Genomic DNA, 16559 nt, shown 5'->3' with positions numbered 1-16559 from the left:
ATGAAAAGATTTCCTGAAACTTTTGACGTTTTTGTTCTTGGAGCTGGTCCCGCGGGATTATGTGCTGCAATACGTTTATTAGATATGGGCTATACAGTAGGAATGCTGGAGCAGGAAGAATTTCCCAGATCACAAATAGGGGAATCTCTTTCTCCCGGAATTCGTAATATTTTTGATTATTTAAATGCAGGTCACTTGTTAGAGGACGCTATGTATTTAAATACTATTTCTGCCAGGGTTATTTGGGAGAATAAAGGGCATATATACGAACGACCGGGACAAAATAATGGAGGAATAATTGTAGACAGGAGTAAACTCGATCAGGAATTACTTCAATTTACCGTTTCAAAAGGATTGTATTTGATACAGCCGGGAAAATTAAAACAGTCTATCAATTCCCAAAATGGATGGATTTTAGACATAACACATAATTCGTCTGAAATTAAAATTAACTCAAAATTAGTTTTAGACGGAAGAGGACGTAAAGGAACGCTTTTGAATGAAAGAGTTCCTATTGCGCCCCCCGCTATTGCGGTCTGGACACATATTGATAACAATGCCGTTTTTAAGGAGGCATTTGTTGAAGCTATTGATGAGGGCTGGTTATGGGGATCTCCGGTATGTAAAAATCGCTATCGCATTATGGCTTTTACAGATACTGTAAAATTCAAAAAAAGTGAATTGCATCTTTTGGATTTAATGCGCAAAACCGAGCTATTTGCACCATTTGTAAATCAGTTAAAAGCCAATGCAATCGAAAGTTGTTCTGTTACATCTTTTGTTAATCAGACGCCGTGGAATAATCAGTTTGTAAAAATTGGTGAAGCTGCTTTTACTTTAGACCCGCTTTCGTCTACCGGTGTCGAAAAAGCAATGCGTTTTTCTTTGCAGGTTGCCATTGCAATAAATACTTATCTGAAAGACCCGGATTCAGAACATCCAAAGAATTTTTATGAAGAAAAAATGATAGAATCAGTTGTAAATCACACACACTGGACTGCTGAGTATTATCAGAAGGCATGGGCTTGCCACGATAAAACGGAATTCTGGATAAAAAGAACCAATTTTCAATTGGATATTTCGAAGAATAAATCAGAATTTACAAGTAAACTGGAGAAAGAATTTAATACTGGCAGATCTATATTTGAAAGAAAACACATAGAACCAATTCCCGTTGACTACATCTTGTATAAAATTTGGAATGAGGAAATAGTCGTTTCTTCAAATGTTACTTTTAAATCTGTTTATGCTATAGATAATGACTGCATCGTTATAAAACAGGCATTAATTCATCCTAATCTGGAGCGACCTTTAGTTTATTTGGATCAGGTAGAATTATTTCCGCTTCTTAAAAATATGCATGGCAAAGTGGTTTCGGATATTGTTGCCAATCTGAATCAATTTATGACCATAGAAAAGTCTAAGAAAACTTTTGTATTTCTTCTTTCAAATCAATTACTTGCTGTAGCTTAGAATATATAAGGCTCACATTAATCCAATACTTTAAGAAAGTAAATTATAAAGTAAGCCTTGTAAATTCAATATGAATCATTTTTTAGTAGAATTCAGGCTCAGAATTTTGTCTTAATCTGAATTATAAAATTTTGCTTGCCCCATCCATCCAGAATTTGAGTTGAGAGTTTTTTATTTTTCCTTTTTTATCAAAGTATTTAGCTAAAAAAACATCGGAATCGGTTTCAAGAAAAGCATTGGTAAGTCCTTTTTTCTTGTAATAAATTCTAAAATTGAAATGATCGTAAATATCCAGTACATGTGTAGCATAAGCTAATGCCAGTTTTTTATTGCCTTTAATAATGGCCAGATTCTCATCATTATCATAAGAAGCTTTATAACCCAGATTATGACTTCCGGTAACTACAACACAGTTTTCAGAAAATGGATCTATTACCATGATTTTGTCGTGAATAATGGCAAATCCGGCACTTAGAATTTCTTTTTTCCATCCCTCGGGCATATTAGTTCCGTTAAATGCATCTGCAGATCCTACTCTAAAATCCTCTTTAATAGGTACATTTTTTTCTCTTTTAGGCGGAACTTCGTCAATAAGATCGTAATAGAAGTTCTCTGATGCACTGTCGTTGGTAACCATTCCCCTAACAAAAAGATCCTTTTTATTCTTTACTGCTTTTGCTGTCCAGTTTGCTAAAGATGGTGCTCCGGGATAAAAAGCCAGAAACAATATCGCTTCTTTTGCATTATCAATACATTTGATAACTTCCTTCATATCTACAGGTGTAGGTTCGTCAGGACTACGTTTTCCTCTTGCGGCGGGGGTATTAGGGGAGAACCAGCTTTGTAAAGAGATGTCTCCAATTTGAAGCGTTTTCCCTGCTGCATTTTGAGTTCTAAAGTCAGTAGATTGTAGTTTTTTGCTTTGCCCGTTTGCATTTATAGTATCGGTTTTCATTTCATTCCAATAGGCGAGATAACGTTTTGCCAAAGCTTCGTCTTCAATCACCATTGTATTGTTGGTTTGTGTACAGAGCCCAGTAGGAGTCCAGTTTGTGGATCCGAAAAGAACAGCTTTTGGAACTCCTTGAGCATTAACATACACCAGAAATTTATTATGCCCGATATGACCAGATGGCATTATGCGAGCATGAGAGACAGCACCGCTATTTTTGAGACTTTCACGCGCATGATCATTATCGTCAACGGTCTTTTTATGAAAAACTTCCTTACCTTCTTTATTAATGTATTTTCCTTTCTCTTCGTCATTTTCTTGTTTTGCAGAGTTAGAAAGTACAATATTGAGTTTATTACCCAAACTACAAAGTTTCTCAATAAGTTCAGGATCTCCAAGTTCATATAGACCGGCAAAAATTTCACCACCTTCTTTTGTTCGATCCAGAAAACCAATCAAAGCCTCAACCATATCGCCGGATAAACTGTCTCGCAATTCATGATTTCCTTTATAATCGGCAGCAAGAGCCCGTAAAGAATCTACGTTTAAATTGCCATTGAGGTAATTAGAAACCCTTTGAGTAGAGATAATTCCACGGTTGAAATAGGCATACATATTATTTCCTGCATTAGCCGAAATTTCTACTTTATTGGTGAGCATTGGCGCATAATTTTCCATTGGAATCAGATGACCCGGGCTGCCTTTCATGGGAACAATTTTATACTGAAAAATTCTGTTCTTTGTTTTTTCAGCAACCAATCTTGCATAAACATCTTTCCAATAGAATTTTTGAATCGGAAATAGTTTTGATGACTTGTCATCAGAAGAGGGGAAATTTTCGAAAACAGCCTTGTTGGGCAGGGCGGTTTCAATGCCTTTATCGTCAATGCGGTATATCGCAAATCCCAGACAGCCTGTTGGTTTTTCACCTAAACTCCAGGCAATAGTTATGACGTCATTGTTAGAGAAAGCAATTGCGTTTTGCATATAATTGGTTTTTAAGTTGTTGATATTTAGAGCGATAAAAGTGATATGATTTTTGTTTAGTGAAATTAGTTAATGAAATTGAAATAGTACTGCGTACTAATACGGGATTTATGGATTTTTATTATGTAATTTATTAATAACTAGATAGTTCTGGTTTGTTTTGTTTTTTTTGAAGATGGAAAAAGGAGTAGTTTTAGAGACTGAACTAAAATAGAAAAGGTTTACACTTGAAAAATGTAAACCTTTTGAGGAGAATTGATATAATTGATTTTTTTGTTAAACCATACTAAACCAAAAAATTATTGATTCGTTTTGTTTCATCAGGAAAGAACTTCATAATTGATCCAGCGATTTTTCCAATAAGGATAATTTGGGTAACGCAGTTCATTTAAATAAAAATAGCGAAGTGCTTTTTTATTTTCGTTAAATACCCGATTTACGATAAACTTGTACTCTGCAAGATTTTGATCTTCCAGATTGCTGTTATTAATACAATTTATAATCGTTTCAGCTCCTTTGATTCCGCTGTAAAGAGCAAAGAAAATTCCCTGAGAGGCGAGAGGATCAAAAGAAAGTGCTGCATCACCAACACAAAGAAAATGATTTTCTGTAATTGACTCAGATATAGATAATCCGGCTTCAACAGCAATATTTTGTACACTAGATTCGCTGGTAATTTTATAGGGTAATATTCCTGACTCATTAAATTCCTGAAAAAACAAATTTGGTTGTTTGTGCATTTGGCTTACAGTATCAGGCAAACTTTGAAATCCAATAACTCTTCTTTGGTCAGGTAAAAGCGCAGTGTACCACCATCCATTAGGTGTTGATTTTATTCTTGTAGCAAAATCGTTATCATCAACAGCAGCTTGAACCCAATTTACAGCAGCCATCTGATTGTCAATACGAACTTTTTTTATACCAAGTTTGTGTGCTATAGCGGCTTTACGTCCGGTTGCATCTATAATCCATTTTGCAGTAATATTTTTAAAAGAACCATCTTTAAACTGAATGAGGAATCTTTTGGAAGACTGTTCATTAGGTAAAACACTTATTTTGTCTATTAAAGAGGTAAACAACGGAACATCTAGAGAAGTTGCTTTTGTTTTAAGTGCCTGGTCAAAAAGAATTCTGTTTACATGGTATCCGCCACCTTCGGGGTTTTTTAAACCGGATTGATAAACCCATTCTTCATTTCCCCAAGAAGAAGCATTTGAGTGACAAGGTTTGTACTCATTTTTATTTAATAAATCATCAATTCTGTTTATACCAAGACGATTCAGGAGTCGGATTGATGCACCGGGAATCGATTCGCCAACTTTGTAGTCGGCTGTGAATTCCTTATCTGCCAGACAAACTTTTAATCCGGCCCGTTTTAGTATAATTGCGGCGGCGCATCCCGCAGGACCTGCGCCAGCCACAATTACATCAAATTTTATATCATCCACAATTAATTGCCTCTGCGTTTAATGGTTAAGAATTCATTTCTTTGTTCTTCGCTATCCCATCCGGCTTCGGCCATTCTTTGATCTTTTAGTCCAAGTTCATTAAATGCTTTATTGAAAAGAAGACTGTCTGATTTAAGATTTTTACTTTCTGCCTTAGTCAGGTTTTCTACATAAATATTTTCAGGCAGCCAGTCCATATCCTCAGGGCGTGGTTTTGCTTCTATGATTCCCATTTGACTAAAGTGAGATACCATGAACATCATTACTTCAGGAGCGGGACTTTTTGGAAACATTCTGGTCCAGTTTGGTCTGTTTTGAAAAGCGGCTATTCTAATATCCATTGGTTTGGAAGTGTCACAAAGGGTATGATAATCCACATCTGTTAATATTTGATTTGGTACACGGGCGGGCCAGAATGTTGGTAAATAAGGATCGTATTCCATATCATATCCCGAACGGCAAAACGCTGTATCTCCCTGCCACGGTAATGCCATCCATCTTGTAAGACCACCGGCAGACTGACCGTATAAGGGTCCGTTTACTGCCATTACAGTATTATTATCCAGTGTTGCACCATATAAAGGTTCTGTTATTCCATCTTCAGATTTACGAATTCTGTAAGGGGCTCTAAACATTGAGGCATTTCGCATGGGCCATGTTAATTCTGCACCCGGATGAAATGCATCTGCCAAACAAAAGTGCATGGCAGACCTGTCAAGTGTTTCAGGTTGTTTTTGAAGATCAACTTCCTCAATTTTATGCGGTTTTTTTGTTTCAGGCTGATAATCATTTATAAAAAGTCCCTGAACCCAGTTGGTAAGAACATAGGTGTAAAATGGAGGTAACTGCAGGTAAGTGGATGCGGCAGGAGGTAAGTTAGGATCCGGATTTGTATATCCAAAAGCATCACCGTAAATAGAAGGCCATGCGGCAATTTCTGCTGTTTTTGTATTGGTTGGCCTGAAACTATTGTATATACCTCGTCTAAGTTCTTTATACGGATCCGGATATAGTGCATTATCTGATGGAACATGAGATAATTTTAGCATTAGTTCGGGATCATTAAAATTCATTGGAGCACCGGCGCCAAACATCGAAAGAAATCCTTTGTTTACCCATTGCAGTTCGCTTAATCGTTGCAGTATAGGGCGAACATGTTCATTAAAAGAAATTTTTTGCGGTACATCCAGCATACCAGATTGCATATAGACATTCTGTAAAAGATCATCCATAGTTCTCCAGCCTACAAGATCTGGTGCAAAATTTGGTGGTGCCGATGCTACCCAGGCAGAATCTGCTTCAAAATCTAGCCCTCCAATAGTCACTTTTGCGTACACAGGACCATCGGCAATATCGTCATACCAACCATCGGCATTATTAAAACTGTTAGGATCTTCAGGTCTGTATACGGGTTTGTTTGAAGGACTTGCAGAAACTCCAAAACCAGGTAATACTAATAATCTGCCAACATCATCTGTTCTTAGTTCTCCAAGTGTAACAGGAGTACCTTCAAAATTACCTGTCATCACATAACTGGAATCTTTCATGTTTAAACCTGTTATAATTGTTTTGCCAGCATCAATACATAATGCACTTCTTCCACTGCTTGTCACATTAGGATTTCGTAACGGAACGGAGAGGCTTACAGTAGCAGGAATGTCTAAAGCAGCATTAAACTGATACCATGAAGCTTTTTTGTTAGCCAGATGTACAGACCACTGAATATTAGAGTTTTTAGTATGCTCAACTTCGGCGACTACATTATCATATTTGTCATATGCATATATTCTGAAACGGGCTGCCTGACGCTTTATAGCGCCTCCTGCATCTCTTGTAGAACCAAATTGGGTAGGCTCGGGGCTGAATACTTCAGGGCCAATATAATACTCAGAAGGACTATCACCCACACGTGCGATACCAATTCCCGGATGTATCTTTACATGAGTTATTTTTTTTATTTGATCCTCTGTAAGCTCTTTAGGCTCTGGTTTGGGATCATGATGCGGAAAAGGACAAACAGGATTTTTAACGATTGGTTCTCCCGGTTTTACCGGTTCAGTTACTGGCTGATCATTTAATTTTCTGCGATAATCGGCACTTGTCTGATAGACACTCATTCTTGCCTGAGCGATACTACCCACTGGCTGATTTGCTTCGGGCACTCTGCCAATATTAAAAGCCAGCCAGTCACCGTATATTTTCTGCTCTTCATTGGTAATATCCTGCTGAGGAAGTTCTATAGTTGCAACTTTAACAGGTACTGCAATCTTTTCATCCCATGTTACTGTAGCACGATCCAGCGGAAAATGTTCTTCTATATATGCTTTATCATATTGGGAGCTATCAGGACGTTTTTGAATATAGATATCTAATGTAACAGGTCCTAAAGCTATACGTCCCTCAAGATCTTTTGCCATAAAATCGGGATCATTGATATCAGGATCGCCTGGGAAAGTTGATGTTCCGGGGCGAAGTATATATTTGCAGTGATTATTGGGACCCAACATAAATGGTACCACACTCCATAATTCTGTTTCAAGTACAGATCGGATTGGTTTTGCCATTTTATCAAGAAGTTCGTTGGTTTGCGGGGCATTTTTCTGTACCCAGTCATCTCCCCATCCTTCCAGACTTGCTTTTGTAAAATTGCACATATCGCTGGCATTATCAACAAAAAAGAAAGGTACATTCTGTAACAGTAAATCTGCTGTTTCTGCTCCGTCATCACTCACTACTTTTTCGCCGGGAATGCCAAATATTTTAATGCCAATACCAATTGTACTCATCCAGTCTGGTCTGCCATCTGACAGATCTGAAGAATATCTTACATAGACAGGAAAGGTTCCGGATTTTTTAAACATACCATGTCTAAACTCTTTTGGGAGATTCTCATGAATAACAAAGCTTCCCTTCATTATTCCATGTGTTCTTAAAAAGACAGGTCTTCGAACGGGGCATTGTCCTTGTTTTACTCTTTTTTCTTGTACTAAATTGCAAAACATGTAACGAAGCCCTTCAATTGGATCTTCGCAGCCACAAGATAAATGATCGTCACTTTTATTGTTTATAATACTTTTCATAATAGTAGGATGTTTGTTGTTTTTTTATCAAACTTACAATTTATTGCAAACCAATATGTAAGTAAAAACACCTGTTTTTTGTTTGTGTTTTGAAAGGGGTAAAAAACTGTTTTATTGTAATTTATTGATTTTGTGTTGTTTAGTTGTTTTGTTTTTTTGGTCAGTTCAAATGGGTATGAAGAGCTTTTTTTGCAAAAAAATGAATGCTTATATAAGTACTGAACCTTCTTTTATTTTTTAAATTTTAATGAAACATTTAAATTTAAAAAATTACGGACTCAAATAATCAAACACGTAAAAACACTAATAAGAGTGGGGCAGTTGAGAATGTTTTACTTTGACTTTAGCTCTTTTATTTAAAAAGCAATTCGAATAAAATATGATTAAGGTTCTTTTATTTTACCGCTTTTATGGAAATTCAGGAAGAATAAAATCGTAACCCTTTCAAAAGGCTCTACTTGCATTAATCTTTATAACTTTTGATAAAAATTAAGAAGTAAAAAAAAATTATGAGTTGATTTTTATAGATTTGCATGATCCATCAGATTCCCAAAATCAGTCTGGAAAGAATTAAAAAATTTAACGACAATGAAATCTGTTACTTCACTATTTTTATTTTTAATTTTTGTCTGTTCAAATTCTTATTCGCAATTAAGTTCAGATAAAATATTCGAAAGCTTTAAACAAGGAGAACGTACCAATTGTTCCTCAATTGCCTTTATTAAGGCATCTTTGAATGTATATGGATTAGACAGTCTTTTTGTAACTGAAAAATTAAATGAAGATTTATATAAAATTACTTTAAAAAATGATGCATCATTTACGCTGAACAGCACCGAAATGAATAAAGCAAAAGTTTCTGCCGATTTTGTATTTATTAAAGACAATTGCGAGAGCGAAAAAATAAAAGATTATGCAGTTCTGACTTATGCAGTGATGGCAAAATACAAGCAAATTATCGATAAGGAGGCTACATTTGATAAAGCATTAGAAGATCTTGAAGATGGTGCGGTATATACACCAACGATTTATAAGTATTTAGGATTTAAACTAGGCAAACAAATTCAAAAATTAAAGCGACAATCCGGAAGTGAATTTTGTGGCGTTGTTGCCTGGTCTACAGCACATGCCGTATTTGTTTGCGAAGAATACATGGATTATTATGGTAATAAAAAAAGTATCTGGATAAAATACCCCGGACGTTTTAGAATAATAAAAACATAAGAAATTTTAAAAAAAGAAATTAATAAACTTGTAATTAAAGTTAATTTTTCTATTTTTGTCAACATCCAAACAACCAAATCTAATTTAAAAATGAAGAGCAAAATTATTTTACTTACAGTCCTTTGCTTCCTAACTACTGTAGCTGTTTCAGCTCAAGCAAAAAACGCTCCAAGAAGTATTATCAGTACAACAGCTATTATTCGTAAATACCATGATCAGAAAGAATTGAGTGGTATGCAAAAAGGAGAACTTTTAGAATTGTACATTGAACGTATTAAAGTTTTAGTAAAAACTCTTCCTTACATTGCTTTGGTTACTAAACCAGGTGTTACAATGGCAGACTTAGGTATTCCAGACGATAGTGAGCACAAAAAAGTATTAGATGGTCAGGCAGTTGGAACTACAACTTTCTTAGATACAACTGTAGAGTTTCAAAGAAAAATGATGCCATACTCAGATAAAGGAAACCTTATCGCGGCAATTTTATTTTACGAAAGTACATTGAAATCATTACACGAATTCAACGATTTGAACGAAATGTAATATTTACATAGTCAAGAATAATTAAAAACCTCCAAATTCAATTGAATCTGGAGGTTTTTTTATGTTTTTCGCTTTAAAGCGTTGTATTTTTGTCAGTTTCCTTTCAGTAAATTAATGCTGACAGTAGCTGTATCGGCATCCGGAAATCTTTTAAAAACGGTTTTATCGGGAAATAATCCGGCTTCTGATGCAATCTTATTAAAAACGTTTATCTCAACAATATACTGATCAGAAAAACCATGTGTGGCATCATAAGCTGTTGCGGGTGTTTTTCCTAAATTATTTGCAGTAAGTTTTGGATCGATAGTATGTAACTCAATCAAAAGCAAACCAAATTTGCGCACATATGGCGACCATTTTTGTAAATGTTCCAGAAGATTATCCTCAACAAGATTGTTGCTGATTCTTTTTCCTCTGTAGGCAAATGCTCCGGTAGATGTGCTAATTCTTTCTTTGTTGATTTGTTCCGGGTCTTGCCAGATTCGATTATGATCCAAAAATGTTCTTACGTTTAGCAAGTCTTTCAAATCAATATTGTAATTTTCTTTCAGGTCATCTGAAAGCATATCCGGACGTCCAATATCACCCCAGATTACTTTTGCCCAAATGTCGGCTTTTATCAGATTGGCTCTGGTTACCTTAAGCGCAGCCTGATTGTAATCAACACCAACCAAAAACAACGGATACTCATCAAGTATTTTTCCTCTTAAAGTTTGTCTGTCGATTACTTCAAAAATATGTTGCAGAAAAGCTCCATTACCACAACCCATATCCAGGATTCCTTTTGGCTGTTCTTCAATTGGTAAGTTAAAAAGCTTCAGGATAATCTCGTCTATCACTTTAAAATAAGTATCGTGAGCACCACCGCTTCCCCATACATTCATTTCGCGATCAACATGTATTTCGTTTTCGCCATCAGCAATCATTCTTAGTACTGCCGCATCGCCAAAAATCAGATCTTCTATTTTGGCAAAAGTGGGTAAATAAGAAACTGTAACACCATAAGCGCTGGCTCTTTTGGCATAAAACAAACCTGTTTCTGTAAATTGATAATTACCATTTTTTTCCAGAAACCATCCAAGATGGACAAAAAAGTCTAGTATTTTTTTGAAATTTTCGGGAGATTTATGAAACTCTTCCGGCCTGAAAGAAGTTTCCATAAAATATTTATGAAACATTCCATTCATGGCCAGACGTACAATTGTTGGACCAATCAAATAACCTTCTATATGTTTTAAAATTTGATTCTGAATATCGTTTGTCAGAACATCATCAGAAGATTCAATGCCATAGTTTTTTTTATATTTTTCAAATATAGCGTTGAGCTTTTCAAATGGGGCATCATCAAAAATGCGGGGATGAAACTGGGTCGAAAATTGTAGTAAATCAACCACATCTTCATAGAGATAAAACAGCGAAAAGGCGGTTTTTGTCTTTTCATTTACAGTAATCGTAATTTCCTGCTTACTGTTATCGACATCATAATCTAAAAAACCCTGAGAGGCTAAAATCCTCAGGCCAACATTAAGATAGCCTTCGTTTGCTTTAAAAACACTTACAAGTTCTGTTAACTGTATTTGCTTTTTGTTCAGGATAAATTCCAGAACTGCCTTTTTTTTAAGTGCAATTGCTACAGGAGCAACTGCCAAACCATCAAGGTGTCTGAAAATGAAGCTTCGAAGTTCTGATGTATTGGTCATAGTCATAGAATGAAATTGTTAAAGCAGCAATTTTTTAATTCAGGGTACATTGATTTTGACGTATTAAATACTAAGATTTTCTTTTAAGAAGTACCACTATCATTAGCTAAAAATCTTTGGTTATTATAAAGATAATTTATTTTTGTTACATATTGATTTTTAATATTGCACAGCGTTTGAGTTCAATAAGGTATAGCTGTTTGAATGTATTAATAGTATTTTAAGCAACTTTGAACTGAATTTGCATGAAATATTTTATACATTTGTATTTGTGATGAAATGGATATCAACAATATTATTAGTATACATTCTGGCGCTTCTTGTAGTGCCATGCAGTGATGTATATAATAGTTGTACAGACACCAATTCAAAAATACAGGAGGCTAGTCACAGCCATAGTCAGGATAATGACGATCATTGCACACCTTTTTGCCAATGTTCATGCTGCAGTGTTTCTGTTGTAAAATTCCAGTTTAAGTTACCCGATTTTAATCTTCCACAACAAACTTATACCGTTAAAAATTCGGTTATTAGAGATTGTCAGGTTATTTCCAGATACTCAGGAAGTATATGGCAACCGCCCAAGTTTTTCGCTTAATTTTCTTTTGAATTATGTTGTAATTCAGATTGTGATTTTTCTTTTTTAAGAATCACTATTATCATGCTGTAAAAAAAGTTTTTTGCAGTTATGTGATCTTTCAGCATACTTCTTAGTTTTCGCCGGCTACCGGTGAAACGGCCTATTTTCTAAGCGTTAAATAATAAAATACATTGTGTTAGATAATATAATCAAATTCAGTATAAAGAACAAAATCGTTATTGGTATAATGACTTTGCTTCTAATAATTTGGGGCGTCTGGAGCGCTACCAAATTACCAATCGATGCCGTACCTGACATCACAAACAATCAGGTTCAGATATTTACAAGCTGTCCGACGCTTGCAGGTCAGGAAGTCGAGCAGTTGGTAACCTTTCCCATTGAACAAAGTATTGCGACGGTTCCGAAGATTCAGGAAATCAGGAGTATTTCGCGATTTGGACTATCAGTAATAACCGTAGTTTTTGACGATGATACAGACATCTATTTTGCCAGACAGCTGATTAATGAAAGGCTGAAGGAAGCTCAGGATCAAATTCCTCAAGGCGCAGGAACACCCAAGATGGCTCCGGTAAGTACAGGTCTTGGAGAAGTGTATCAGTATATTATTCATCCTAAAAAAGGAAGCAAGAATAAATACAATGCAAAAGATCTTCGTACCATGCAGGACTGGATAGTTGCCAGACAATTGTACGGCACTCCCGGAATTGCAGAAGTAAACAGCTTTGGTGGCGAATTAAAACAATATGAAGTTGCTGTTAATCCCGACAGATTAAAAGCAATGGGTGTGAGTATTCCTGATATTTTTACTGCATTACAAAAAAACAATCAAAATACAGGAGGTGCTTATATCGATAAAAAACCTAATGCTTACTTTATTAGGGGAATAGGTCTTGTTACTTCGCTGGACGACGTAAAAAAGATTGTAGTAAAGAATACCGGTGCAGCACCAATTTATGTAAGTGATGTAGCCGAAGTACGATTTGGTAAGGCAGTTAGATACGGTGCTTTGACTTATAATGGAGAAGTGGATGCTGTAGGAGGTGTTGTCCTCATGCTAAAAGGTGAAAACAGTAATGAGGTGGTTAAGCGCATAAAAGAAAAATTACCAACGATCCAGAAATCACTTCCTGATGATGTTACTATTGAACCATTTTTAGATCGTACCGATTTGGTTGGCAGAGCAATTAGTACAGTTGAAAAAAATCTTGTTGAAGGGGCATTGATTGTAATTTTTGTGTTGGTACTGTTTTTAGGAAATCTTCGTGCAGGTTTAATTGTGGCTTCTGCCATTCCGCTTGCGATGCTTTTTGCACTAGCCATGATGAATGTCTTTGGTGTAAGTGCCAATTTAATGTCTCTTGGGGCTATTGATTTTGGTCTTATTGTCGATGGAGCCGTAATTGTTGTAGAAGCAACGTTACATCATTTAGGAGCGCGAAAAGCGATGCGAAGTCTTACACAGGATGAAATGGACGAAGAAGTTTTTCAGTCTGCATCAAAAATACGCACAAGTGCAGCGTTTGGAGAAATTATCATATTAATCGTTTATATTCCAATTCTGACTCTTGTTGGAGTAGAAGGGAAAATGTTTCGCCCAATGGCGCAGACAGTTGGTTTTGCCATTTTTGGAGCCTTGATTTTGTCGCTGACATACATCCCGATGATGTGTGCTTTGTTTTTATCTAAAAAGCCAAATCATAAAGAGAATTTTAGTGACAGAATGATGCAGAGACTTCAGAATATTTATCAGCCTTTGCTTCAAAAAGTAATAAACATTAAGTATGCAGTAGTTGGTTTTACAAGTTTTTTATTTGTGATTGCTATCATTTGTTTTACCAGAATGGGCGGAGAGTTTATTCCGCAGCTTCAGGAAGGTGATTATGCGTTTCACTGTATTCTTCCGCAAGGAAGTTCGCTGAATCAGAGTATAGAAACCTCAATGCAGGCATCGAGAATAATTAAACAATTTGACGAGGTTAAAATGGTGGTTGGTAAAACCGGAGCTGCAGAAGTTCCAACAGATCCAATGCCTCCCGAAGCAACAGATTTAATGGTTGTTTTAAAACCTCAGAAAGAATGGAAATCTGGCAGAGACTACAATGAACTTGCAGATGCCATTATGGAGAAGCTTGAAGTTATTCCGGGAGTTTTCTTCGAAAAAAATCAACCTATCCAGATGCGATTTAATGAGCTTATGACGGGGATCAGACAGGATGTTGCTGTAAAAATATTTGGTGAAAATCTGGATACACTTTCGCAATATGCAAAAGAAGTAAGCGAAGTTATACAAAGTGTTCCGGGTGCAACTTCGCCACAGGTAGAAAGAGTAAGTGGTTTGCCACAGATCAATATAGAATATGACAGAACCCGTATTGCTAACTATGGACTTACTATAGAAGACGTAAATGATGTAGTAAGTACGGCTTTTGCAGGAAAAAGTACAGGACAAGTGTATGAAAATGAAAGACGTTTTGATTTGGTAGTTCGTTTAGACAGTATTCACAGAAGCGGAATTGATGATGTAAGTAATTTGATGATTCCTACCAATACAGGAAATCAGATTCCGCTTTCTCAGGTTGCAAGTATCAATTATAAACTGGGGCCGGCACAGATTAGCAGGGAAGCTGGAAAACGCCGAATTGTGGTAGGATTTAATGTAGCAGGACGAGATGTTCAAAGTGTTGTTGAGGATATACAGAAGAAGTTAGCCGAAAAAGTAAAATTACCACCGGGTTATTATTTTACCTACGGTGGGCAGTTTGAAAATCTTCAGGAAGCAAGTGCACGTTTAATGGTTGCTGTTCCGGTATCACTGCTTTTAATTTTTGCATTGCTGTATTTTACATTCCGTTCCTTTAAACAGGCTATTTTGATATTTACCGCAATTCCGATGAGTGCTATAGGCGGTATTTTTGCTTTAATGCTTAGAGGAATGCCATTTAGTATCAGTGCCGGAATTGGTTTTATTGCTTTGTTTGGTGTTGCGGTACTGAACGGTATTGTTTTGATAGGCACTTTTAACCAGCTTGAAAAAGAAGGTATGAGTAATATTTTTGAAAGGGTAAGAGAAGGAACTATTGCCAGACTTCGCCCCGTATTAATGACAGCGACGGTTGCTTCGTTAGGATTTTTACCAATGGCAATAAGCAGCAGCGCAGGAGCAGAGGTACAAAAACCTTTGGCAACCGTAGTAATTGGAGGATTAATTACAGCGACCTTCCTTACGTTGTTTGTGCTGCCTTTGCTGTACATTATTTTTAATTCGAAATTCAATTTTAAGGAAAAATTTAAAATGAAAAATACAACAGCTGTAATTCTGTTTTGTCTGGCAGGTTTAGGATCTGCAAATGCACAGGAAAGAATTTCAATGGATAAAGCTGTCGAGACAGCTTTGAAAAACAATCAGCAATTGGGAGTAAATGAGGCTGAAATACGAACGGCAGGACTCAATGTAAAAACTGCTGTTGATATTCCTAAAACAGGAATATTTGCAGAGAATGAGGATTATCGTCCGTCTGATCATACCGGAATATTAAAAATTGGTCTATCACAGTCTGTTGCATGGCCGGGCCTGTATGCAGCAAGAAAAGATTATTTTAATGAGCAGCTTAAATATGCAGAGTTAAATACTGGACTTTTAAATGCGAGCATCAAAAGAGATGTGCGTACGGCATATTATAAACTTTGGTATTTGCAGGACAAACAATTATTATATAAACGTCTGGACAGCATTTATACATTACTATTAAAGACTACAGAGGTTCGTTTAAAAGCCGGTGATATTGCGGCACTTGATCGAATTGCTGCTGATGCTAAACTTCAGGAGCTCCAGGCTTTTTCAGATCAGAATAAAAAGGATATGGTTGTTCAGCAACAACAGTTAATGATGCTTTTAAATCAGAATGAATGGCTGCTTCCTGTAGAAGCTCCTTTAGGGAAAGCAGAGGTGGTTTTATCTGAAAACAATGGCACTCATCCGTTGCTGGTACTTCAGGAACAAAATGTAAAAATTGCCACGTCTAATGTTTCTGTTCAGAAAAACAGTAATATGCCGGAATTTTCAGGAAGAGTTTTCAGTCAGAGATTATGGGGAGCAAATGATCCTTATACCGGTTTCTCTGCAACGGCTTCCTTTCCATTATTTGGTGCCGGTTATGCTCGTAATAAAGTAAAAGCAGCTTCGGCAGAGAAAGAAGTGCAGGAGAAAAATCTGGCCTATCAGACTCAGCAGATGCAGACTCAAAAAGCGTCGTCTGTGGCAGAGATCGAAAAGAATCTTTCTTTGTTGAATTACTATGAAACTACCGGATTAAAACAAGCAGATGAAATTATGAAAGCATCTGCATTAAGTTATAGAGCCGGAGAAATTAGTTTTGCAGAATTAGGACAGTTTCTAAGTCAGGCAGTTGGTATACGACAAAATTATCTGGATATTCTAAACCAGTACAATCAATCGGCTGTTCAGTTCAATTACTTTAATAATAAATAATATAGCGTCATAAGATTTCTGTTTGGAAAAACAAGACAGATTTCATTGGATAAATTTAAAAA

Annotated in this window: 9 protein-coding genes; 5 read left to right on the top strand and 4 right to left on the bottom strand. The window is 36.2% G+C overall.

Going from position 1 to position 16559, the window contains the following annotated elements; genetic code table 11:
- Window positions 1–1473, top strand: coding sequence for an NAD(P)/FAD-dependent oxidoreductase (locus OLM51_RS13555; protein WP_264551136.1), 1473 nt, complete (start codon window positions 1–3; stop codon window positions 1471–1473).
- Between the two features lie 121 nt (window positions 1474–1594).
- Here OLM51_RS13555 and OLM51_RS13550 read toward each other — a convergent pair whose 3' ends face one another.
- The 3 genes from OLM51_RS13550 to OLM51_RS13540 all read right to left on the bottom strand — a co-directional run bounded on the left by OLM51_RS13550 (window position 1595) and on the right by OLM51_RS13540 (window position 7940).
- A complete protein-coding gene (locus tag OLM51_RS13550) occupies window positions 1595–3412 on the bottom strand; it encodes a phospholipase D-like domain-containing protein (RefSeq protein WP_264551135.1) in 1818 nt (605 codons plus the stop codon).
- Window positions 3413–3732: 320 nt separating this feature from the next.
- The gene (locus OLM51_RS13545) at window positions 3733–4860 is read right to left on the bottom strand and encodes an NAD(P)/FAD-dependent oxidoreductase (protein WP_264551134.1); all 1128 of its coding nucleotides are present in this window, start codon (window positions 4858–4860) and stop codon (window positions 3733–3735) included.
- A 2-nt stretch (window positions 4861–4862) separates the two neighbouring features.
- A complete protein-coding gene (locus OLM51_RS13540) occupies window positions 4863–7940 on the bottom strand; it encodes a LodA/GoxA family CTQ-dependent oxidase (protein ID WP_264551133.1) in 3078 nt (1025 codons plus the stop codon).
- Between the two features lie 588 nt (window positions 7941–8528).
- Between OLM51_RS13540 and OLM51_RS13535 the strand changes: the two genes are divergently transcribed.
- The gene (locus OLM51_RS13535) at window positions 8529–9164 is read left to right on the top strand and encodes a hypothetical protein (RefSeq protein WP_264551132.1); all 636 of its coding nucleotides are present in this window, start codon (window positions 8529–8531) and stop codon (window positions 9162–9164) included.
- A gap of 90 nt (window positions 9165–9254) precedes the next feature.
- Window positions 9255–9707 (top strand): hypothetical protein, encoded by a 453-nt coding sequence (locus tag OLM51_RS13530; RefSeq protein ID WP_213256432.1) that lies wholly within the window; start codon window positions 9255–9257, stop codon window positions 9705–9707.
- 92 nt (window positions 9708–9799) lie between these two features.
- On the opposite strand, the gene OLM51_RS13525 is transcribed toward OLM51_RS13530, so the two are convergent.
- Entirely contained in the window at window positions 9800–11407 is a 1608-nt protein-coding gene (locus tag OLM51_RS13525) for a class I SAM-dependent methyltransferase (protein WP_264554294.1), read from the bottom strand.
- Between the two features lie 274 nt (window positions 11408–11681).
- Here OLM51_RS13525 and OLM51_RS13520 point away from each other — a divergent pair, with 274 nt between their 5' ends.
- Window positions 11682–12005, top strand: coding sequence for a DUF6660 family protein (locus OLM51_RS13520; RefSeq protein WP_264551131.1), 324 nt, complete (start codon window positions 11682–11684; stop codon window positions 12003–12005).
- 175 nt (window positions 12006–12180) lie between these two features.
- Complete coding sequence (locus OLM51_RS13515) at window positions 12181–16497, top strand: CusA/CzcA family heavy metal efflux RND transporter (protein ID WP_264551130.1); 4317 nt, start codon at window positions 12181–12183, stop codon at window positions 16495–16497.
- Window positions 16498–16559 lie beyond the last annotated feature (62 nt).

Source organism: Flavobacterium sp. N2038, from assembly GCF_025947185.1.
Lineage (GTDB): Bacteria > Bacteroidota > Bacteroidia > Flavobacteriales > Flavobacteriaceae > Flavobacterium.
This window is presented reverse-complemented; position numbering and strand designations above follow the sequence as displayed.

What these genes read in the sequence shown, in the direction of transcription:
- OLM51_RS13555 (WP_264551136.1), top strand. Translation starts at nt 1, where the DNA reads ATGAAAAGATTTCCTGAAACTTTTGACGTTTTTGTTCTTGGAGCTGGT.
- OLM51_RS13550 (WP_264551135.1), bottom strand. Translation starts at nt 3,412, where the DNA reads ATGCAAAACGCAATTGCTTTCTCTAACAATGACGTCATAACTATTGCC.
- OLM51_RS13540 (WP_264551133.1), bottom strand. Translation starts at nt 7,940, where the DNA reads ATGAAAAGTATTATAAACAATAAAAGTGACGATCATTTATCTTGTGGC.
- OLM51_RS13535 (WP_264551132.1), top strand. Translation starts at nt 8,529, where the DNA reads ATGAAATCTGTTACTTCACTATTTTTATTTTTAATTTTTGTCTGTTCA.
- OLM51_RS13530 (WP_213256432.1), top strand. Translation starts at nt 9,255, where the DNA reads ATGAAGAGCAAAATTATTTTACTTACAGTCCTTTGCTTCCTAACTACT.
- OLM51_RS13525 (WP_264554294.1), bottom strand. Translation starts at nt 11,407, where the DNA reads ATGACCAATACATCAGAACTTCGAAGCTTCATTTTCAGACACCTTGAT.
- OLM51_RS13520 (WP_264551131.1), top strand. Translation starts at nt 11,682, where the DNA reads ATGAAATGGATATCAACAATATTATTAGTATACATTCTGGCGCTTCTT.